This is a genomic window from Rhodospirillales bacterium (assembly GCA_014323865.1).
Lineage (GTDB): Bacteria > Pseudomonadota > Alphaproteobacteria > SP197 > SP197 > SP197.
On record JACONG010000009.1, the window covers coordinates 1 to 21,796 of the forward strand.

The window sequence follows — 21,796 nt, forward strand, 5'->3', positions numbered from 1 at the left end:
AGTCTGAGAAATCCTGGGCCCGTGCGCTGACCGTACCGGCATCGAAATCGGCATTGATTGTGAGACTGCCGATGAGACGACGATTGTTGTAAAGATTGTCAGCCCGGACATATCCCGACAAGGTGCCGCTCCCCGCCGGGAGAGAATCCGGGGCTTCGAGAAGGCCGGTTTCGGCAGCTGCAGCGATAAAGTTCATATTATCGGTTTCCCGGAGATGTCTGAGCGGTCTGATTGTTACACCGCTACCCCCCGGGTTCAGGCGAAGAGCGATTCTTTGACCGTTTTTGTCATCGCTGAGGTAAAAATCACCATTGATATCTGTCGGTGTAGTGCTACCTGGGTCGGTGATGGTGACGGTTTGGCGGCTTGATGCTGTTCCGCTGCCTCGAAGGTTGTTCGAGGCCGCAATCGTATAGGTCCCTGTAATACTAGTGCCGTATACCGTCAACTTCTTCCCACGGCCAGCAAAAACCTCGCCCTGCATATCGGCATCGACGTCTATGTCACCATTGACACCGTCATTGATCCTGCCATCCAGAGTGCTTGCAAATGCTGTTGTGGTGATCGTTCCGCTACCGGAAAGAGTCCCCAAAACCCTGCCACGGCTATTCCAGCCACCGCTCGGGCTCGGATCGTCGGCAGTGTCAAACCGACGAAAATTGCTTGCAAATGTCGTGACCCTACCGTCACTGAAATCGGCGGTGACTGCAAGACGGCCCATGATTCTTGATGAGCCATAGAACTCAGTCCTCAAATATCCCGTCAGGAGGCCTTTCCCAGCGCTCCGGAGGGAAGACGGGTTGGAAAGAGCAGGGCCCAGAAAGACAGCATTACTTATCGAAGCAAGCTTGCTGGCTTGTTTGTTATATGTGCTCGTCTGGATCGTTGCATTTCGAAAACCTGCATAGTGCGGCACTACAAGGGGTTCGGGTCCCTGCTGGCCTGTAGCTCCGGGCGCACTGGCGAGAATCGTGGCCTCACCGGAATCGGCGTGGGCGGCAACCCCTGCAATCAGGAGCACAGCTGCAACAACGCTTGACAGTTTGTTCATGGTCGATTTCTCCCAGTTCGTCGGGGTTCCCTCAGGACTTAGCCTACTCATATTCGATCAAGGCGCAAGACGTCAAGCCCTTTTTTTGCAGCGCCCGAAATCGTCCCGATGTCCTCGCGTGCGATCCTGCCGTCTCTGCAAGGTCGAACCTGCGCCCGAGCATGGACGGACAACCGTTCCGGAGCGCCGCCGCGCCCCACAACCGTTCCGGAGCGCCGCCGCGCACCGATGCCCTTGCCGAGACCGTGACGATGGCCACCGGCGTTGTCGCGTTGCTCGTGGCTGACAGCCCCTTGCCCGGAGAAAACCTGACGAATATCCTGACAGGGTTCACACCTCCTGTGGTCCCTCATCAAGGGACGCGCGACGGGCCGGGGTGGGAGACCGGAACCCGGTTCCGCTGCGGTGCCGCTCTCCGGAAAAGTATCGGCCGGGAACCGACCGGCCGATGCCGGCGCACGGGCAATGGTGCTCGCGGTGCCGTCAAACACAAACGACACACAGGTGCAGCATGAGACGCAATTTCAATTTCGACGTTGAGGGTTTGCTGGCCAAGGACAAGGCGCATTCCATGCATCCCTGGCACGAGTTCGGCCGGGCGGATCATACCCTGCTCGCCGATTCCGAAGGGATCCACGTCTACGACGGTGAAGGCAACAGGTATATCGACGGCATCGGCGGCATGTGGGCCGTCCAGCTGGGCTATGGCAACGAGGAAATGGCCCGGGCGATCGCCGACCAGGTGCGCAGCATGGTCTATTACTCGCCCTGGTCCATGGCAACGCCGCCGCACGCCGAGGTCTCGGCCAAGCTCGCGACGCTGACGCCGGGCGACCTCAACCGCTTTTTCTATTCGACCGGCGGTTCGACCGCGAACGATGCCGCGGTCCGTTTCGTTCACTACTACTGGAACGTCATGGAGCGGCGTACGAAGAAGTACATCATCACCCGCGCCGACGCCTATCACGGCAGCACGTATCTGGCGGATTCGCTCTGCGGCAAGCCGGGCAACGACAACCGGATGGAGCGTGTGACCGCGTGGATCAGCCATATCTCGTCGCCCAATCCGTACCGCAAGCCCGCCGGCATGACCGACGATCAGTTCCTCGATCACCTGATGGAGGAGTTCGAGGGCCGGATCGACGAGCTTGGTGCCGATAACGTCGCGGCCTTCATCGCCGAGCCGATCCTGGCCTCGGGCGGTGTCATCGTGCCGCCGAAGGGTTATCAGAAGCGCTGCCTCGAACTCTGCCGCAAGCATGACATCCTCTACATCTCCGACGAGGTCGTGACGGGCTTCGGCCGCATGGGCCATTTCTTCGCCTCGGAGCCGGTGTTCGATATCGTTCCGGACATCATCACGGCGGCCAAGGGCTTCACGTCGGGCTACATCCCGGCCGGCGTGACGGCGATCTCGGAGAAGCTGCACCAGGACATCATCGACAAGTCCGGTGAGTCCGCGACCTTCTCGATGGGCTTCACCTACTCCGGTCACCCGGTTGCCATGGCGGCCGCGCTCAAGAACATCGAGATCATGGAGCGTGACAACATCATGGGTCACGCCCGCGAAACCGGCGCGTACTTCCAGGAGCGTCTGCGGGGTTTGGGCGATCTGCCCATGGTCGGCAATGTGCGCGGTCTCGGCCTGATGGGCTGCATCGAGTGCGTGAAGAGCAAGGCCAGCAAGGAGCCGTTCGAAGACAGCCTCTCGGTCGGCAAGAAGATCGACCGCAAGTGTCAGGAGTACGGCCTGATCCTGCGGCCGATGTGGCACCTCTGCGTGTTCTCGCCGCCGATCATCATCACCAGGAACCAGGTCGACGACATGGTCGGCATCATGGAGAAGGCGATCAGGGACGTCGCCGACGACATGATCCGCGACGGTTCGTGGGACGGCAAGGACTGATCCCGACGCCCCCGTGACGCGGATGCGGGCGGGCCGCATGGCGATCAGGTCTGGCGGAAGGGCGAGTACTTGCGTTCGATCGCGTCGGCTTCCCAGTCGATCTGGCGGCCTTCCTTCTCAAGGAAATGCGTCACGGCCTCGCGCAGGCCGCCGTGTTCGATCCAATGGGCCGAATAGGTGTGCATCGGCATGTAGCCGCGCTGGATCTTGTGGCTGCCCTGGGCACCCGCCTCGACGCGAGCAAGTCCGTGCGCGATGGCATAGTCGATGGCCTGGTAGTAGCAGACCTCGAAATGCAACATGCGGTGGTCTTCGATGCAGCCCCAGTAGCGACCGAACAGCGTTTCGCTGCCGATGAGATTGAGGGCACCGGCGATCCAGCGACCCTCCCGGCGACACATGACAAGCAGCACGTCCTCGCCCATGCGTTCGCCCAGCAGATGAAAGAACTCGCGGGTCAGATAGGGCGTGCCCCACTTGCGGTTCCCGGTATCGCGGTAGAACGCATGGAACGCCTCCCATACGTCGGGATCGTCGAGGGCGTCGCCGGTCAGCTGGACGATCTCGATGTCGTTCCCGGTCGCCTCGCGCCGCTCCTTGCGGATCGCTTTTCGCTTGCGTGAGGCGAGACTCCCGAGAAAGCCGTCAAAACTCTCGTAACCGTCGTTATCCCAGTGAAACTGCAGGCCGGTACGCTGCAGGAAGCCCAGCTCGCCCATCAGGGACCACTCGGCTTCGGTCGCAAAGTTGACATGGGCCGACGACACACCGGCTTCCTCTGCAACGCGAACAACGGTGGCGGCGAGGGTCTTGCGCAGGGCATCGGCGTCGGCCGCATTCCCGGGCACCAGCAGGCGTGACCCGGTCGCCGGCGTGAAGGGCACCGCGACAAGCAGTTTCGGATAGTAACGCCCACCCGCCCGTTCGAAGGCGTCGGCCCAGCCGTGGTCGAAGACATACTCGCCGTAGGAATGGTTCTTGAAGTAGGCCGGTGTGCAGCCCAGCAGGTTGCCGTCGAGCGTTTCGAGCAGGATGTGGGCCGGCGCCCAGCCGGTCTCGGGTGTCGCCGATCCGCTGTCCTCCAGGCAGGCCAGAAAGCTGTGCTTGAGGAACGGATTCCTCGAACCGGCACAGGCGTCCCAGGCTTCGGGCGCGACATTGTGAATGCTTGCGATACTTCGTGTCTGAAGCGTCGTCGCGCTGAACTCCGGAACGTCGTCGGATGATGCGGGCAGGTCGGCCATGTCGTTGCAGTTTGCGTGGTGATCCGGATAAATGCATCCCCCTTACACGATGCCGATACACGATGCCGATACACGATGCCGGAGAGCACTGCGGGCGGTGACGATGCCCTGCGTCGCTACGAACCGGGCCTGATGCTGGCCGCGGCGCACCGCAAGCCGTGACGGCCGTCACCGGCGTGAACGGTCGATGCGGTTGCAGACCTGCCCTGAACCCTTGTTTCATGGAGAATTCGGGACCTGGCTGTTCAGCGGACTGCTTGCCGAGATATCGCGGATGTCGGTCACGACATGGATCAGGCCTGGACCGTCGTGGGCGAGCGCCTCGTCAAATGCCGGTCCGAAGCCGTCTGTCGTCGTCACGGTCCAGGACTTTGCGCCATAGGCCGCCCCCAGTGCCGCAAAGTCGGGGCTGTTGAGGGCAATCGCGGCATAGTTGCCCGCTCCGGCATAGCGATGCTGGTGCATCATGATGGTGCCGTAGTGGCTGTTGTCGCAGACCACAACGGTGACTTTCAGGCCGTTCTGCACGGCAGTCGAGAGTTCCTGACCTGTCATCATGAATCCGCCGTCACCGACAAAGGAGACAACATGCGCCCCCTCGCGTGCCAGGGCGGCACCGACCGCCGATGGCACGGCATAGCCCATCGCACCGGCCATGGGGCCGGCCTGACTGTCGGGCAGGCGATAGCGGAAATGGCGATGGAGCCAGGTCGAGAAATTGCCGGCGTCGTTGGTGACGACGTGATCGATCTCCGCGAGACGGCTGTCGACATGCCGGATGACCGCGGTCATGTCGACGGCACCGACCGCGTCCGGCGCCTGGGCCTGATACCTTTCGAAGCCGGCGCGAAGCCTGGCCTGCCAGGCGGCCCGTTCGGCGCTGGGTGTTTCAATCGCTGTCGTCAGCGCCCGCAGCACCGGCCCGACCCCGGACGCAATGCCCAGCGTGGGCCGCAACCCGGCGACGGTCCGGGGATCGGGATGAATCACGATCATCGCTTTGGGATCGTCGCGCAGCGTGAAGTCCACCGACGTGATGGCATCGAAGCGGCTTCCGGCCAGAATCACCAGGTCGGCCTCGGCCCAGGCCTCCTGCAGATAGGGCGGGCGACCGAGCCCGAAGAGGCCGGCGTAGGCCGGGTGGTCGTTGTTGAGCGCGTCCTGACAGCGGAAGGCCGAGACCACGGCAGCCGCGGCCGATTCCGCAAAGGCTCCGAGGCGCATGGTTGCGGCTTCGGATTTGATCAGCTCGCCCGCGATGATGAGCACACGCTTCGCGTTGTCGATCAGAGCGGCGGCCTCGCGGATCTGCCGGTCGCCGGCGTTGCCCCGGACCGGCGGGAGAGGCGTGGGGATGGCAACATCGCCCGCTTCGGCTTCGGTCACGTCTTCGGGCAGCACGACCACCACCGGACCGGGGCGACCGGCCTGGGCGATGGTCAGAGCATCTGCGGTGGCGCGCGCCACGTCCGCGGGGTCGATCGGCTCCAGCACGGCCTTGGCGATCGTGCCGAAGAAGGCCTTGTAGTCGATCTCCTGGAACGCCTCGCGACCCAGTTCCTCGCGCGGCACCTGGCCGATGAAGAGCACCAGTGGGATGGAGTCCTGATCGGCGGTGTGCACGCCGATTGATGCGTTGGTCGCACCGGGGCCGCGGCTGACGAAGGCGATGCCGGGCCGCCGCGCGATCTTGGCGTAGCCGTTTGCGGCAAAGGTCGCGCCGGACTCGTGCCGGTTGGTCACCAGCCGAATGCTGCTGGCGTGCCGGCGCAGTCCGTCGAGCACGGCGAGATAGCTCTCGCCGGGCACGCAGAAGACCGTGTCGACCGCGTGTGAGGCCAGTGTCTGGACCAGGGCCTCGCCGCCGTTCATCGGATCAGGCGATCTCGACGATGGCGTCGACTTCTGTCGCCACGTTGAGCGGCAGGGCAGGGCAGCCGACCGCGGCGCGGGCATGTTTGCCCTTGTCGCCGAAGACCTCGACCATCAGGTCGCTGGCGCCGTTGATCACCTTGGGATGGTCGTGGAAGTCCCCATCGGCGTTGACGAAGCCGCCGAGACGCACGATGCGCCGGACCCGGTCGAGGTCGCCGCCGCAAGCCGCCTTGACCTGCGCGATGATGTTCAGCGCGCAGAGCCGTGCGGCCTGATAACCCTCATCGACCGAGACGTCCCGGCCCAGCTTGCCCCGGTATTTCAGCTCACCGTTGTGAAGCGTGATCTGGCCCGCCACGAAGACATGGTTGCCGCTCAACACATACGGTACATAGTTCGCCGCCGGCGCTGCCGCTTCGGGCAGCTCGATGCCGAGTTCGGCGAGGCGCGCGTCAATTTCTCCGGCCATGTCTTCGTCTCCTTGAAATGAGCGTATCGGACGACCGACATACGGAGTTCCCCGGGCAGCGTCAACGGATGTGAGGTGCGATGAGCGAGGGTGAGCGAAGCGATGGGCAAAAGGCGCGTCTGGGCATGGCGATGGTCGCGCTCGGAGCCTTCGGTTTCGGGTTGTTGCCGATCTTCCTGTTCGAAGGCTATGCCATGCTGCCCGCCTCGATTACGGTGCTGGTGTTCTACACCTATCCGGCGTTCACGCTGGTGATCGCGCGGGTCCTGTTTGGCGTGAGGATCGAGCCGAGGATGCTCGGCACCATCGTTCTTGTGGTGTTTGCAGCCACCCTGATCCTGGCACCCGACGCGATCGAGTTCGGGTTGATGCCTGCCGTGTTTGTCACGTTCGGTGCGCCGCTGGGATACAGCCTCTATCTCGTCTGCCTCAGCCGCATTCCGAGCGACGTCGACCCCGCGCTCAGGACTCTGTTGCTGACGACTGCGGCGGGCCTCGTCGCAGGTGCCTATACGCTCCTCGTCGAGGGCGGGCTCACATTGCCGGTCAGTACCGCGGGCTGGGTCTCGCTGGCCGGCATGACGCTGGTGACGGGCATTGTCGGCATCATGCTGGTCGTGGTCGGCGCATCCCTGGCCGGCAGTGCACGCGCCGCGGTAGCGGGATCGGGCGAACTCGTCACGGTTCTCGCCGTGGGATGGCTGCTGTTCGGCGAGGTGGTCACAGTGGAAGCCGTGTTGGGGGCTGGCCTGATCTTCGGTGCAATCGTGATCAGCCTGCCGCGTGAACGACCGGTCGGGAAGACCTGAAGCCGGCGCGAACCATCCTGAAGACATCCTCGAACATGGCTGGCGTCAGCCGTCCGGTGTTCGTGTTGAGCCGCGAGCAGTGATAGCTGTCGACAAGCCGGATGCCGTTCTCAAGCGCATGGTTGGCGGCATGGCCGAACCTGGCCGCCTTGCGTCTGATACCCAGCGCGTCGAGCACCGCGTTATGGGCAATGCCACCGAGCGCCACGACGACCTCGAGCTTCGCAAGACCCTGGATTTCCGCGCTGAGGAAGGGATTGCAGGCCCTGATCTCGGCGCCGGTCGGCTTGTTCTCCGGTGGAACACAGCGCACGGCGTTTGTGATCCGGCAGTCGACCAGCTTCAGGCTGTCGTCAGGCCGGGCTTCGAACACACCCTCGGCGAAACCCGCTGCAATCAGCGTCGGATAGAGCAGGTCGCCCGCGCCGTCGCCGGTGAAGGGGCGCCCGGTCCGGTTCGCACCGCGCAGGCCAGGTGCCAGCCCGACCACCAGAAGGCGGGCATCGGCCGGGCCGAAACCCGGCACCGGCGCGTTGCACCAGCCGGGTTTCCTGGACCGCCAGTCGTTACGGAAGGCTGCAAGCCTGGGGCAGTGCGGACAATCCCGTTGCGGGATCGCCGTGGTCACCTGCGCACCGGGACCGCTTCGTTGGCATTGTTTTCAAACGTCATTGTCTTCGAACTCGTCCTCGAAGTCGTCGTTGCGGGGCGGGTGGGACCGGTCCTCGTAATGCCGTGCGATCTCGTCGGCGAGGCCGTTGAGGTCGATGAAGTTGTCGGCCTGTCGGCGCAGTTCGTCGGCGATCATCGGCGGCTGGGAGCACATCGTGCTGACCACGGTGACGCGGACGCCCTTGCGCTGGACAGCCTCGACCAGTGGCCGGAAGTCGCCATCGCCCGAAAACAGGACGACATGGTCGAGAAACTCGCACATCTCCAGGATGTCGACGGCGAGCTCGATGTCCATGTTCGCCTTGACCTTGCGCCGACCCATGGAATCCGTGAATTCCTTGGCGGTCTTGGTGACCATGGTGAAACCGTTGTAGTCGAGCCAGTCGACAAGCGGCCGAAGGGGCGAGTACTCCTGCTCGTCGAACAAGGCGGTGTAGTACAAAGCGCGTAAAAGGCGCCCTCTCTCCGAAAAGATCGTCTTCAGGCGCTTGTAGTCAATGTCGAAACCAAGGGACTTGGCGGACTGGTAAAGATTGGGGCCGTCAATGAACAGCGCGATGCGCTCTTCTTTGTAGAATCCTTGCATAATGAACTTCCAACTCCTCGGATTGAATCGCCCGGCAATGTTTGATCGTCATTGCCATACCCGCACGTACCTTCTACGACATAACGCCGCATGACAGCAAGCAAATCAACCACAGACGGTGTCTTCATCGCCCTTGGTGCCAATCTGCCGTCGGCGACCGGTTCGCCGCGTCAGACACTCGAGGCGGTGCTGCATCGCCTTGACGGCGATGACATCACCGTTGTCGGCATGTCACGCTGGTACGAGACCGAGCCCGTGCCGCCATCGGATCAGCCCTGGTTCGTTAACGGTGTCGCCGAACTCCGGACCACTCTCGGTCCCGACGCCTTGCTGGCTCACCTGCACGACCTGGAACACGCCTTCGGCAGGGTCCGGCGCGAACGATGGGAGGCCCGCGCGGTCGATCTCGATCTGCTCGACCATGCCGGAGAGATGCGCGCCGAGGGTCCGGTTCTCCTGCCGCACCCCAGAATGACCCGGCGCGCCTTTGTCCTGCTGCCGCTACGCGACATTGCGCCCGATTGGCGCGATCCCGGCTCGGGGCGCCTCATCGACGATCTGATTGCCGCCTTGCCCGATGACGGGGGCATCGTGAGACCGATGGACGACTCGTCCGAACAGCACTGAAATCCTTGCACTTCGCGCTTGTTTCAGGCAATCAGCACATCAAATCTTCCTGCTGATGCAAATCGAGAGGCTCTGGAATGGCCCGTCTGACCGTTGAAGACTGCGTGGAGCGCGTTCCCAACCGTTTCGAGCTCGTGCTGCTGGCCGCCCAGCGCGCCCGCGAACTCGGCAACGGCGCGACCATGACGGTCGAGAAGGACAACGACAAGAATCCGGTCGTCGCCCTGCGCGAGATCTCCGACGACAGGATCGAGCTCGACGGCATCCGCCGCAAGCTCGTCTACGGAGGCGAGCCCCAGGAGGACGATGCCGTGGACGACGGCGAGAGCGGTTACGCCGACGAGGTCGGCCTTTCGGGCGACGCGATCGCCGCGGCTGCGGCGGCCCTGGCCTCGACCGACGACGAACACAACGAAGCGGCATTCAGCGACGGTGCGGACTCGAACTACGCTCCGTGACCCGTCGCCCCGGGCCATGCGCCCGGATGATGCGTGATGTTGCGCCAATTCGAGCTGGTCGAGCGGGTCAAACACTACGATACCACCGCCGACGAAGACGCCCTGAACCGGGCGTATGTTTTTGCGATGATGGCGCATGGCACGCAGACCCGCGCCTCGGGCGATCCCTATTATTCGCACCCCGTCGAAGTGGCTGGCATTCTCGCCGACATGAAGCTCGATGGCTCGTCGATCATCACGGGTCTGCTTCACGACACCGTCGAGGACACCGACACCACCCTCGACGACATCTCCGGCCAGTTCGGCGATCAGGTCGCCCAGCTTGTCGACGGCGTCACGAAACTCTCCCGGATCGAGCTCCAGTCCGAGGACTCCAGGCAGGCGGAGAACTTCCGCAAGCTGTTCCTGGCGATGTCGGAAGACATTCGGGTGTTGCTGGTCAAACTGGCCGACCGGCTCCACAACATGCGCACGCTGCACCACATAAAGAAGGACGAGAAGCGCCTTCGCGTGGCGCGCGAGACCATGGAAATCTACGCGCCGCTGGCCGAGCGCATCGGCATGCAGGCGCTGAAGGACGAACTGGAGGACCTCGCCTTCCGCGAGATCAATCCGTCGGCCCGGGCTTCCATCGTCGAACGCCTGCGATACCTGCGGGAGGGGGGCGGTGACCTCATCCCCCGGATCGTCGACCGCTTGAAGAAGACGCTGAAGCAGGAAGGCAGCAAGGCCGAAGTCTGCGGACGTGAGAAACGACCCTACTCGATCTGGCGCAAGATGCAGCGCAAGAACATCACCTTCGAGCAGCTCTCCGACATCGTTGCGTTCCGCGTTCTCCTGGACGATCCCAGGGCCTGCTATGCCGCGCTTGGCGTGATCCACAGCGCCTGGCCGATGGTTCCCGGCCGTTTCAAGGACTACATCTCGACGCCGAAGCCGAACGGCTACCGTTCGCTCCACACCACCGTCTACGGTCCCGAACACCATCGCCTGGAAATCCAGATCCGCACGCGCGAGATGGATGACATCGCCCAGTTCGGCGTTGCCGCGCACTGGAGCTATCAGGCCGGCGAGGCACGAGCCTCGCTGAGTGACGGCCGCCAGTACCGGTGGGTCCGGGAGCTTCTGGAGATCCTCGATCACGCCTCCGATCCGGAGGAGTTCCTGGAACATACGAAGCTCGAGATGTTCCAGGACCAGGTGTTCTGCTTCACGCCCAAGGGTGACCTGATCGCGCTCCCCAGGGGTGCCACCCCGGTCGATTTCGCCTACGCCGTTCACACCGATATCGGTGACACCTGTGTCGGTGCAAAGATTAACGGTAAAATCAATCAGTTACGTATGGTTCTTCATAATGGAGATCAGGTCGAGATCGTGCGCTCCTCGGTGGCGTCACCGAGCCCGACCTGGGAGCGGTTCGTCGTCACCGGCCGTGCGCGGTCGCACATCCGCCGTTTCGTGCGCCTGAAGGAGCGTGACGAGTACATCCGCCTGGGCGAGGCCATCCTTGAGCGCGCATTCGCCCAGGCGCGTTGCGACATGACGAAAAAAGCGCTCAAGCATGTCTGCGGCGCGCTGGGACAGAAGACGGCCAGGGAGCTGTTTGACGCCGTCGGACGCGGCGAGATCACCAGCCACCAGGTGGTCGGTGCGGCCTATCCGGAGGCCGTGGGTGGCGCTGCGGCCACGCCGCGCGCCAGGCCCAGGGACGATTCGGCCGGCGATCACGCCATCCCGATCCGCGGTCTGATCCCGGGCATGGCAGTGCACTTTTCCAACTGCTGCCATCCACTGCCCGGCGACCGTATCGTCGGCATCGTGACCTCGGGCAAGGGTGTGGCGATCCACACCATCGACTGCGACATGCTGCAACAATTCGAGGCCACGCCCGAACGCTGGCTCGACGTCTCCTGGACGCTGGGCGAGGACGTACCGGAGGTCCATGTCGGCCGCATCGACGTCATTGTCGTCAACGAGCCCGGCGCGCTGGGCACGATCACCACGCTGATCGGCCGTAACAACGGCAACATCTCGAACCTGAAGTTCACCAACCGCGCTGCCGATTTCTTCGAGATGCGCATCGACGTCGAGGTGCGCGACGTGCGCCACCTGACCAACATCATCGCCGCCCTGCGCGCCAACCCCGTCGTCACAGCGGTCGAACGGGCAAAGACCTGAACCCCTTGCCTCAAGCAGTTTTGCGAATGGCCCTTTAAGATGCCGGGATCGTTGATTATACCCTTGCGCGACCAGCGGACCCCCGGCGTCCGCCCTTTTGGGAGTCCCGACATGACAAGCCGCAAGCTCCGCCTGGGTGTCAACATCGATCATGTGGCCACGATCCGGAACGCCCGGGGCGGGCCGCACCCCGATCCCGTCCGCGCGGCGCGGCTGGCGGCTGCGGCCGGTGCCGACGGCATCACCGCGCACCTGCGCGAGGACCGTCGCCATATCTCCGACAGCGACATCCAGCGCCTGATGGGCGAGATCGATCTGCCGCTCAATCTCGAGATGGCAGCGACCGGGGAGATGCTGGAGATCGCCCTGCGCCATTGCCCGCATGCGGCCTGCATCGTGCCGGAGCGGCGCGAAGAGCGGACCACGGAGAACGGCCTCGACGTCGCGGGTGCCAACGACGATCTCAAGGGCCATATCTCACGCCTGGCCGATGCCGGCATTCGCCTGTCGCTCTTCATCGACCCCGACGAACGCCAGGTCGAGGCGTCGGCCGCGGCCGGTGCGCCCGTGGTCGAACTCCACACAGGAACCTACTGCGAGGCCGCCGCCGGCACGGCCCGCGATGCCGAGCTGGCGCGGATCGAACGCGCGGCGACTCTTGCCGATTCCCTCGGGGTCGAATGCCACGCCGGCCACGGCCTGTCGTTCGGCACCGTCGGCCCGGTGGCCGCGATCCCCGAGATCGTGGAACTCAACATCGGGCATTTCCTGATCGGCGAAGCGATCTTCGGCGGCCTCGACAGTGCGATCACCCGGATGCGGGCGCTGATGGACAACGCTCGCGCTGCCGCGACCGGCGCTCGCTCGGCCTGATACGGTCCCGACGCTCATGATTCTCGGGCTGGGGCTCGACACCCTGGACATTCGCCGCATCGAGCAGACGCTTGAGCGTTTCGGCGACCGCTTCACGCATCGGATCTTCACGGAAACCGAACGCAGGAAGGCTGACCGCCGGGCGCAACGGGCCGCGACCTATGCCAAGCGGTTCGCCGCCAAGGAGGCGTGCTCCAAGGCGCTCGGCACCGGTTTCCGCCGCGGCGTCTACTGGCGCGATCTGCAGGTCGTGAACCTGCCGTCGGGCAAACCCACCATGCACCTCACCGGCGGTGCCGCCGAACGGCTGGGCGAAATGGTACCCGAGGACATGATCGCCCAGGTCGATCTCACCATGACCGACGATCCGCCGCTCGCCCAGGCCATCGTGATCATCTCCGCGGTGCCGTCTGGCGCAAGCGACACCGGAAGGCCCGAATGAACACCATTTTCGCTTTCATTGTCGATGTGGTGTTTGCGCCGATCCGGCGATTCTTCTTCCCCCGGAAAGTGAAGAACATTGCAGAGGCCCGGACCGCGCAGGACCCCGGCGAGGAACAGGAAGAGCCCGACGGCGGGAAGACCGGGTCCGCGCCACTCTGGCTCCTCGTCCTGATGACCCCGTTCACACTGATCGGCATCCTGCTGAAGCCGCTGGAAATGCTGCTGCAGCTGGTCTTTGCGCCGATAGAGATGCTGCTGCCGAAATCCTGGCGCGGCGACGACGGACTGCTCGGCACAATCAAGACCATCGTCTACGCGGTCATGATTGCCCTTGTGATCCGCACGGTCGCCTATGAGCCCTTCAACATTCCGTCCGGTTCGATGAAGCCGACACTGCTGGTCGGCGACTACCTTTTCGTTTCGAAGTTCTCCTACGGCTACAGCAACTACGCGCCGGGTTTCGGCATCGACCTCGATCTCTTCGAGGGCCGTCTGTTTGGCCGCGAACCCGAGCGCGGCGATGTGGCGGTCTTCCGCAGGCCGACCGACACCTCGGTCGATTTCATCAAACGTATCGTCGGGCTGCCCGGCGACACTGTGCAGGTCATCGACGGTGTCCTGCACATCAACGGCGAGCCGGTCGAACTGGAGCCGACCCTGCCGTTCGTCGAGCTCGGCTGCGAGAGAGCGCAACCGATTCCGCAGGAGATGGAGACCCTGCCGAACGGTGTCGATCATGCGGTGCTGAACGCGACGGATCGGCATCGTTACGACAACACCCGGCCCGTCGAGGTGCCGCCCGGGCAGTATTTCATGATGGGCGACAACCGCGACCGATCGAACGACAGCCGTTCGCCGAGCGTCGGCATGGTGCCTTACGAGAACCTGATCGGTCGTGCGGAGTTCCTGTTCTTCTCCACGAACGGATGCGGCAGCCTCCATGCCCCCTGGACCTGGCCCTCGTCGATCCGCTGGGACCGGCTGTTCATGGCCGTGAAATGAGCGCCACGCTCTCGACCGGGGCGCGGGACGCGCTGGAGCGTGTGCTCGATCATGTCTTTGACGATCCGAACCTGTTGCGCCAGGCCGTGACCCATCGTGGTGCGGCCTCCGCGGGCGACCGGCACGGTTACGAACGCCTGGAGTTTCTCGGCGACAGGGTTCTCGGTCTGGTGATGGCCGAAACGCTCTACCGTGATTTTCCGGACGAGGCCGAAGGCAAGCTGGCGATGCGTCATGCCCAGCTCGTGCGCAGGGAAACCCTGGCCGAGGTGGCCGTCGCGCTGGGAATCGACCGCCTTATCGTGGTCGCGCCGGGAGAGGAGCAGAGCGGCACCCGCGAAAGCGTCAGCGTGCTGGCCGATGTCACCGAGGCGCTGATCGCGGCGCTTTATCTCGACGGTGGCGGCGATGTCGCCCGCGCTTTTGTCCGACGCCATTGGGTTCCGCGTATGCTGGCGCACCGGAAGCCGCCGCGGGACGCCAAGTCGCGCCTGCAGGAATGGGCACAGGGCAGGGGCCTGCCGTTGCCCGACTACGCCATGATCGGCCGGACCGGTCCCTCACACGCCCCGACCATCACGGTGCGCGCCAGCGTCGAGGGTCTCGGCGATGTCACGGTGGAAGGGCGCTCGCGCCAGTCGGCCGAGCAGGAGGCTGCCCGGTATCTGCTTGAGCGTGCCGGTGTGCAAGCACCGGCGGCATGAGCGGCGGGAACGCCATGCGCTGCGGCTTTGTCGCCGTCCTCGGGCCGCCGAACGCCGGCAAATCGACGCTGGTGAACCGGATCGTGGGGGCCAAGGTGTCAATCGTGACCCACAAGGTGCAGACCACGCGAGGCCGCGTGACGGGTATCCGCAACGTCGATGGCGACCAGATCATCTTCGTCGACACGCCGGGTATCTTCAAACCGAAGAAGCGCCTTGAGCGTGCCCTGGTCGAGGCGGCCTGGAGCGGGGCGAACGATGCCGACATGGCACTCCTGCTGGTCGACGGCGCCAGGGGTCTCAACGCGGACACGCGTGCCATCATCGAGCGCCTGAAGGGCAAGGGTCGGCCGGCGATCGTCGCGATCAACAAGGTCGATGCCGTCAGGAAGGGTCAGCTGCTGCCGATCGGCGCGGAGCTCGGTGAGACCGATGTCGCCGAGGACATCTTTTACGTCTCTGCGCTGACGGGCGAGGGCATCGACGATCTGATCGCGGGTCTGCAGCAGCGCCTGCCCGATGGCCCCTGGATGTTCCCCGACGATCAGGTCTCCGATTTGCCGATGCGAATGCTTGCCGCGGAGATCACCCGCGAGAAGCTCTTCCTGCGCGTCCATCAGGAGCTTCCCTACGAACTCTCGGTGGAGACCGAACTCTGGACCGAGATGCCCGAAGACAACGAGGTGCGGATCGACCAGGTGATCCATGTGGCGCGTGCCGCCCACAAGCCGATCCTGCTCGGCAAGGGCGGCCGCACGATCAAGGCGATCGGCATCGCCGCGCGCAAGGAGCTTGAGAGTATCCTTGAGCAGCGGGTTCACCTGTTCCTCCATGTGAAGGTCCGTTCGAACTGGCTCGACGACCCCGCGCGATATCGGGAGATGGGCCTCGAGTTTCCCGACTGACCGCCATGGACTGGCAGGACAGCGGCATCGTTCTCTCGGCGCGTCGCCACGGCGAATCCGCGGCGATCCTGAACCTGCTCACCCATGATCACGGCCGCCATGCCGGCCTGGTGCGGGGCGGTGCGGGTCGACGCCTGAAGGGTGTGTTGCAGGCTGGCAATCTCCTGAGCGCGCAATGGCGCGGGCGGTTGTCCGAACACCTCGGCAGCTACACCGTGGAACTTGAGCGTTCGGCACCGGCCTCCTTCCTTGATGATGCGGACCGCCTGGCCTGCCTTGCAAGTGCCTGCGCGGTGGCCGAACAAGGCCTGCCGGAGCGCCATCCCTACCCGGCGCTCCACGATGGATTCCTTGCGCTGCTGGACAGCCTGGCCGGCGACGATGCACACTGGGATGCGGTCTACGTCAGATGGGAACTGGGCCTGCTCGACGTCCTGGGCTTCGGCCTCGATCTCGGTGCCTGCGCGGTGACCGGGCGGAACGACGACCTCATCCATGTCTCGCCGCGCACGGGCCGCGCCGTCTCGGTGTCTGCAGGCGAGCCCTATCGCGCGCGTCTGCTCCCCCTGCCGGGGTTCCTTGCCGGCCGGGACCTCGGTGGCCCGGACGATATCCTCGACGGTCTCAGGCTCACGGGACATTTCCTGGAGCGTCATCTTTTCGCTGGCGATCGCGTGACCATTCCGCCGGCGCGGGAGCGATTTGTGGCCCGTCTGGCTCGCTTGTCCACAAGATGCGGTGATACAAGCGCGTCATGACTGAGGTGCTTGACGCCCCCGATATCGAACCCGTCCCCCTCGCCGAGGCGCTCACCGAGCGCTACCTGGCCTACGCGATGTCGACCATCACGTCGCGCTCGCTGCCCGATGTGCGGGACGGCCTGAAACCGGTCCACCGCCGGCTGCTCTATGCCATGCGCCAGCTTCGGCTCGACCCGCGCGAGGGCTTCAAGAAGTCGGCCCGGGTCGTCGGCGACGTGATCGGCAAATACCACCCCCATGGCGACCAGGCGATTTATGACGCCCTGGTTCGTCTGGCCCAGGAGTTCGCGGCCCGCTACCCGCTGGTCGACGGCCAGGGCAACTTCGGCAACATCGACGGCGATAACGCTGCGGCCATGCGATACACCGAGGCGCGCATGACCGGGGTCGCCATGGCGCTCCTGGAAGGTCTGGACGATGACGCGGTCGACTTTCGCGATACCTATGACGGCTCCGAGGAGGAGCCGGTCGTCTTGCCGGCGCGGTTCCCGAACCTTCTGGCCAACGGTGCCAGCGGCATTGCCGTCGGCATGGCGACCAGCATTCCGCCGCACAATGTCGACGAGCTCTGCCAGGCCCTGGTCCATCTGGTCGATAAACCGGGCGCCACGCTCGAAACGCTGGTCGGCATGGTGCAGGGGCCCGATTTCCCGACCGGCGGCGAGCTGGTCGAATCGCGCGCCGCGGTCATGGAGGCCTATGCAACGGGCCGCGGCTCGTTTCGTCTGCGGGCGCGCTGGAGGATCGAGGATCCGGGACGCGGGACCTACCGGATCGTCGTCACCGAGGTGCCGTACCAGATCCGGAAGTCGAAGCTGATCGAGCGGATCGCGGAGCTCATCGAGGCGCGCAAGCTGCCGCTGCTCGAAAGTGTGAACGATGAATCGGTCGAGGATATCCGGCTCGTCCTGACACCGAAGAACCGATCCGTCGATGCCGCCGTCCTGATGGAGTCGCTGTTCCGTGCGACCGATCTGGAAACGCGGTTCTCACTCAACATGAATCTGCTCGACTCCACCGGCGTGCCGCGGGTGATGAACCTGCGCGAGACATTGCAGGCCTTCATCGACCACCGGCGTGAGGTGCTGCTGCGCCGCTCGAACCACAGGCTGGAGAAGATCGCGCGGCGCCTGGAGATCCTGGAAGGCTATCTCGTCGTTTATCTCAACCTCGACGAGGTGATCCGCATCATCCGCGAGGCGGACGAACCAAAACCCGCCCTGACGAAGCGTTTCAAGCTGACCGAGGTCCAGGCCGAAGCGATCCTCAACATGCGTCTGCGCAGCCTGCGCAAGCTCGAAGAGATGGAGATCGCGCGGGAAAGGACGGCGCTGACCGACGAGCGGAAGGACCTCAAGGGGCTGGTCAGGAGCAAGGCCAGGCAGAAAAGGGCTCTGAAGACCGAATTCAGGGACATCCGCGCGGCCTTCGGCGCCAGGACCGATCCGGGCCGTCGGCGCACCGTGGTGGGCGATGCACCGACCGGGATCGAAGTCCCGATCGATGCCACGATCGAGCGCGAGGCCGTCACCGTCGTGCTGTCGGCCAGGGGCTGGATCCGCGCCGCCAGGGGACATGGCGACCAGGTCGGCGCGCTTCGCTACAAGGAAGGCGACCGCGAGCGGTTCCGGGCGGAGGCCTGGACGACCGACAAGGTGCTTGTGTTTGCCACCAATGGCCGCTTCTACACCCTGGGCTGCGACAAGCTGCCCGGCGGCCGCGGCTACGGCGATCCGGTGCGCCTGATGCTCGACCTCGGCAACGATGTCGACATCGTCGCCATGACGGTGTTTCAGGGCGGCCGCAGGTTCCTGGTGGCGTCGAGCGAGGGCAGGGGCTTTGTCGTGCCCGAAGACGGCGTTGCGGCGCAGACCAGGAACGGCAAGCAGGTGCTCAACGTGTCAGGCAGGGCCGAAGCCGTGACCGCCCGTGTCGTGGACGGCGATCATGTCGCGGTGGTGGGCGAGAACCGCAAGGTGATCGTCTTCCCGCTCGATGAGTTGCCCGAGATGACGCGGGGGCGGGGCGTGATCCTGCAGCGCTACAAGTCGGGCGGCCTTTCGGACGTCAAGACGTTCAGGCTGGCCGACGGCCTCTCGTGGCAGTCGGGCAACCGTACGCGGACCGAAACGAGGACAGGTGACTGGGTCGGCAAACGTGGCCAGGCGGGCCGTCTCGCTCCGGCCGGCTTTGCCAGCAGCAACAAGTTCGGCTGACGCAAGCACCCGCCTGGCGTCAGCTTACCGGTTGGTGTGGGGCTGCCTGGCCGAGGTTGGCGATGCAGCAGCGAGTGACGAAGCTCTGACAGCCCGCAGGCCGTGCAAATGACGTCGCCCGCTTCGTGCGTACGATGCCTGGACGGAACGTCGGCGGGGTCGATCCCGTGGGTGATGCCCTTGAGTTCGGCAACGATGGCCTCGTTGACGGCCGGCATCGGCGTTGTCGGCTGTGCATTCGTCCCGACGAGTGCGTGAAAGCTGATTATGGTCCCGATCATCTTCATTCAACCGGATCAAGACTGCGCCGGCATGGCGCGAGGGTCAAACATCCGGCGCGGACAGACTGTGACCGGCGGCCGACGACGACGATTGCTCCGCCGCCGCCGCGCTTGTTAGGCTCGCGCGCGACCAGGGAGGACACCGATGGCATCGCACAAGCACAACCAGCCTGAGTCGGAGATGGCACTGCGCGTCAAGGCGATCGAGCAGCTTCTGACCGAGAAGGGCCTTGTCGATCCCAACGGCATCGACAAGCTCGTCGAGCTCTACGAGACCCGTGTCGGCCCCCACAACGGTGCCAGGGTTGTCGCGAAGGCCTGGTCCGATCCGGATTTCAGGGCGCGGTTGCTGGAGAACGGCACCGATGCCATCGGCGAGCTCGGGATCTCGGGCGTGCAGGGTGAGAACATGGTCGTCGTGGAGAACACCGACGCGGTCCACAACGTCGTCGTCTGTACGCTATGCTCCTGTTACCCGTGGCCCGTTCTGGGGCTGCCGCCACGCTGGTACAAGAGTCCACCCTACCGGTCGCGCGTGGTGCGCGAGCCCCGGGCGGTGCTCGACGAGATGGGCTGTGACGTGCCCGCCAGGAAGGAAGTCCGGGTCTGGGATTCCTCGGCGGAGATCCGCTATCTGGTTCTGCCGCAACGTCCTTCCGGTACCGACGGCAAATCGGAAGAGGAGCTGGCGAACATGGTCACGCGCGACGGCATGATCGGCGTGGCCGAGGTCTGAGGAGGTGGCGATGGACGGCATTCATGACATGGGCGGCATGCACGGCTTCGGTAAGATCGTACGCGAAGAGGACGAGCAGCTGTTTCACGCCGAATGGGAGAAGCGTGCCTTCGGTGTCTGTCTGCAAGCCGCTGAGGGCGCCGGGTTCGTCGACGACCATCTGCGGGCCAACATCGAGCGCATTCCCGCGCACATCTATCTGCGCTCGACCTACTATGAACTCTGGATCCGCTCGGTCTCCGCGATCCTCGATCAGCGCGGCATCCTGACCAACGCTCAGATCGAAGAGCGCGTGGCGGCGCTGACCGAGCCTGGACGGGCCGAAGGCGGCAGTGACATCACGCTCGACGAGACCGACGATATGATGGCGGCCGGCGCGTCGACCAAGCGCCCGGAGGTCGAGATCGCGGCGCGCTTCAAGCCCGGCGATCGTGTCCTGGTCCGCAACGATCATCCCGAGCATCACACGCGCTCGCCCCGCTACTGCCGCGGACGCTACGGTGCGGTGATCGCCGATCACGGTGTTTTCGTTTACCCCGACAGCAACGCGCAGGATCGGGGCGAGAACCCCGAGCACTGCTACACGGTGCGCTTTGCGGCCGAAGACCTCTGGGGCGAGTCCGCCGAGGCAGGCGACAGCGTGCACGTCGATCTCTGGGACTCCTATCTGGAGCCGGCGTGAGCGCGCCAGAACCATCGAGCCAGAACCATCGAGGAGTACCGCGGCACCCTGCCGCTCCGTTCGGGAGCGTTCCGGGCGCTGGGATCGGTTGTCGGCCGATACGGCAAACTTGCATTTGATCGGCCGTTCCTTTTTATTGCCTGCTAGTGCAAGGTGTAGGGCTCAACACGAATCGCCCATGTGGGCATCATGTCCTGGGAGGACTTAACAACATGGATCGTCGCAAGTTTCTGAGCGGAACCGGTGTCGCCGCGGCGGGTGCGGCCGCTGCCGCGACCACGGCATTCCCGACGCCTGCGATCTCGCAGGGTCGCAAGAAGTTCACGATGGTAACGTCATGGGGCCGCGGCCTCGCCGGTGTACACGACGTCGCGCAGCGCTCCGCCGACAACATCGTCAACATGTCCGATGGCCTGATGGAGATCGACTTCAAGGCCGCGGGCGAGCTGGTCGGCGCCTTCGAGTGCTTCGACGCGGTATCGTCGGGCCAGGCTGACATCTATCACGCCGCCGACTACTACTTCGTCGGCCAGCATCCGGCCTTCGCCTTCTACACCTCGATTCCGTTCGGCATGACCGCACAGGAACTCAACAACTGGTACTACCACATGGGTGGCCGGGAGCTTCAGGACGAGCTGACCGGGATCTTCAACCTGAAGACCTTCGCGGCCGGCAACACCGGCTCGCAGTCCGGCGGCTGGTTCCACAAGCAGATCAACGGTCCCGAGGACTTCGACGGCCTGCGGTTCCGCATGCCCGGCCTCGGCGGCAAGGCGCTCGGCTATCTCGGCGCGTCGGTGCAGAACATTCCGGGTGCCGAGGTTTACAACGCGCTTGCCATGGACGAGCTCGACGGCACCGAGTGGATCGGTCCCTGGGCCGATGAGAAGGCCGGTTTCTTCGAGATCACCAAGATCTACTACACCTCGGGCTTCCATGAGCCCGGCCCGGGTCTCTCGCTCTCGGTCAACCGCGAGGTCTTCGACGGTCTGACGTCGTACGAGCAGAAGATCATCGAGTGCGCGGCGGCCGAGGCCAACGTCTGGGGCCTGTCGCAGTTCCTGTCGAACAACGGTGCGGCCCTGCAGCGCCTGGTCGCGGCGGGCGTGCAGACCTACACCTTCCCGGACAGTGTCTGGGATGCCTTCGGTGAGGCGTCGCAGATGGTCTACGACGAGAACATGGATGACCCGCTGTTCCGAAAGACCTTCGACTCCTACAGCGACTCGCTGATCAAATCCGCGGGCTGGATCGACCTTTCCGGCAACACCTACGCGCAGCAGCGCAACAGGGTTCTCGGCATCTGACGCTTTGGCA

At 64.4% G+C, this 21,796-nt stretch carries 21 protein-coding genes; 15 read left to right on the plus strand and 6 right to left on the minus strand.

All coding sequences use genetic code 11. The features are described from left to right. Positions 1-1,051 (minus strand): hypothetical protein (locus GDA49_03995; GenBank protein MBC6439570.1); only part of this gene is annotated, 1,051 nt, incomplete at its 3' end. Positions 1,052-1,562: 511 nt separating this feature from the next. Between GDA49_03995 and GDA49_04000 the strand changes: the two genes are divergently transcribed. After that, entirely contained in the window at positions 1,563-2,957 is a 1,395-nt protein-coding gene (locus tag GDA49_04000) for an aminotransferase (protein ID MBC6439571.1), read from the plus strand. A 44-nt stretch (positions 2,958-3,001) separates the two neighbouring features. Here the strand turns inward: GDA49_04000 and GDA49_04005 are convergent, their stop codons facing one another. The 3 genes from GDA49_04005 to GDA49_04015 form a co-directional block, all read right to left on the minus strand. After that, positions 3,002-4,201, minus strand: a complete 1,200-nt coding sequence (locus tag GDA49_04005; protein ID MBC6439572.1) for an N-acetyltransferase — start codon at positions 4,199-4,201, stop codon at positions 3,002-3,004. 219 nt (positions 4,202-4,420) lie between these two features. Next, positions 4,421-6,073 carry a thiamine pyrophosphate-binding protein gene (locus tag GDA49_04010; protein MBC6439573.1) on the minus strand — a complete coding sequence of 551 codons (1,653 nt, stop codon included), beginning with the start codon at positions 6,071-6,073 and terminating at the stop codon, positions 4,421-4,423. Between the two features lie 4 nt (positions 6,074-6,077). Beyond that, the gene (locus GDA49_04015; GenBank protein ID MBC6439574.1) at positions 6,078-6,545 is read right to left on the minus strand and encodes a RidA family protein; all 468 of its coding nucleotides are present in this window, start codon (positions 6,543-6,545) and stop codon (positions 6,078-6,080) included. An 80-nt stretch (positions 6,546-6,625) separates the two neighbouring features. On the opposite strand from GDA49_04015, the gene GDA49_04020 reads away from it, so the two are divergent. Beyond that, positions 6,626-7,354 (plus strand): DMT family transporter, encoded by a 729-nt coding sequence (locus tag GDA49_04020; GenBank protein MBC6439575.1) that lies wholly within the window; start codon positions 6,626-6,628, stop codon positions 7,352-7,354. Here GDA49_04020 and GDA49_04025 read toward each other — a convergent pair. Together GDA49_04025 and GDA49_04030 are read right to left on the minus strand one after the other, a co-directional pair. Next, entirely contained in the window at positions 7,317-7,982 is a 666-nt protein-coding gene (locus GDA49_04025; protein ID MBC6439576.1) for a uracil-DNA glycosylase, read from the minus strand. The genes GDA49_04020 and GDA49_04025 overlap by 38 nt on opposite strands. 33 nt (positions 7,983-8,015) lie before the next feature. Beyond that, positions 8,016-8,612 carry an NYN domain-containing protein gene (locus tag GDA49_04030; GenBank protein ID MBC6439577.1) on the minus strand — a complete coding sequence of 199 codons (597 nt, stop codon included), beginning with the start codon at positions 8,610-8,612 and terminating at the stop codon, positions 8,016-8,018. Positions 8,613-8,702: 90 nt separating this feature from the next. Between GDA49_04030 and folK the strand changes: the two genes are divergently transcribed. The 13 genes from folK (at position 8,703) to GDA49_04095 (ending at position 21,786) form a co-directional block, all read left to right on the plus strand. Next, the gene (gene folK, locus GDA49_04035; GenBank protein MBC6439578.1) at positions 8,703-9,239 is read left to right on the plus strand and encodes a 2-amino-4-hydroxy-6-hydroxymethyldihydropteridine diphosphokinase; all 537 of its coding nucleotides are present in this window, start codon (positions 8,703-8,705) and stop codon (positions 9,237-9,239) included. A 77-nt stretch (positions 9,240-9,316) separates the two neighbouring features. Further along, positions 9,317-9,697, plus strand: a complete 381-nt coding sequence (locus GDA49_04040) for a DNA-directed RNA polymerase subunit omega (protein ID MBC6439579.1) — start codon at positions 9,317-9,319, stop codon at positions 9,695-9,697. Between the two features lie 36 nt (positions 9,698-9,733). Then, a complete protein-coding gene (locus tag GDA49_04045; protein MBC6439580.1) occupies positions 9,734-11,875 on the plus strand; it encodes a bifunctional (p)ppGpp synthetase/guanosine-3',5'-bis(diphosphate) 3'-pyrophosphohydrolase in 2,142 nt (713 codons plus the stop codon). A gap of 111 nt (positions 11,876-11,986) precedes the next feature. Continuing rightward, complete coding sequence (locus tag GDA49_04050; GenBank protein ID MBC6439581.1) at positions 11,987-12,748, plus strand: pyridoxine 5'-phosphate synthase; 762 nt, start codon at positions 11,987-11,989, stop codon at positions 12,746-12,748. 16 nt (positions 12,749-12,764) lie between these two features. Then, the gene (locus tag GDA49_04055; protein ID MBC6439582.1) at positions 12,765-13,190 is read left to right on the plus strand and encodes a holo-ACP synthase; all 426 of its coding nucleotides are present in this window, start codon (positions 12,765-12,767) and stop codon (positions 13,188-13,190) included. Between the two features lie 251 nt (positions 13,191-13,441). Further along, positions 13,442-14,194 carry a signal peptidase I gene (lepB, locus tag GDA49_04060; protein ID MBC6439583.1) on the plus strand — a complete coding sequence of 251 codons (753 nt, stop codon included), beginning with the start codon at positions 13,442-13,444 and terminating at the stop codon, positions 14,192-14,194. Next, complete coding sequence (rnc, locus tag GDA49_04065) at positions 14,191-14,898, plus strand: ribonuclease III (GenBank protein ID MBC6439584.1); 708 nt, start codon at positions 14,191-14,193, stop codon at positions 14,896-14,898. The genes lepB and rnc overlap by 4 nt, the downstream gene beginning before the upstream one ends. Beyond that, complete coding sequence (gene era / locus GDA49_04070; GenBank protein ID MBC6439585.1) at positions 14,895-15,803, plus strand: GTPase Era; 909 nt, start codon at positions 14,895-14,897, stop codon at positions 15,801-15,803. The genes rnc and era overlap by 4 nt, the downstream gene beginning before the upstream one ends. A gap of 5 nt (positions 15,804-15,808) precedes the next feature. Next, positions 15,809-16,561 carry a DNA repair protein RecO gene (gene recO / locus GDA49_04075; protein MBC6439586.1) on the plus strand — a complete coding sequence of 251 codons (753 nt, stop codon included), beginning with the start codon at positions 15,809-15,811 and terminating at the stop codon, positions 16,559-16,561. Continuing rightward, positions 16,558-18,780 (plus strand): DNA topoisomerase IV subunit A, encoded by a 2,223-nt coding sequence (gene parC, locus GDA49_04080; protein ID MBC6439587.1) that lies wholly within the window; start codon positions 16,558-16,560, stop codon positions 18,778-18,780. The genes recO and parC overlap by 4 nt, the downstream gene beginning before the upstream one ends. Before the next feature lie 426 nt (positions 18,781-19,206). After that, positions 19,207-19,797: a nitrile hydratase subunit alpha gene (gene nthA, locus GDA49_04085; protein MBC6439588.1), complete on the plus strand. Its 591-nt coding sequence runs from the start codon at positions 19,207-19,209 to the stop codon at positions 19,795-19,797. Between the two features lie 10 nt (positions 19,798-19,807). Further along, positions 19,808-20,479, plus strand: coding sequence for a nitrile hydratase subunit beta (nthB, locus tag GDA49_04090; protein MBC6439589.1), 672 nt, complete (start codon positions 19,808-19,810; stop codon positions 20,477-20,479). A gap of 212 nt (positions 20,480-20,691) precedes the next feature. After that, on the plus strand, positions 20,692-21,786 hold the full coding sequence (locus GDA49_04095) for a twin-arginine translocation signal domain-containing protein (protein ID MBC6439590.1): 1,095 nt from the start codon (positions 20,692-20,694) through the stop codon (positions 21,784-21,786). Positions 21,787-21,796: the final 10 nt, after the last annotated feature.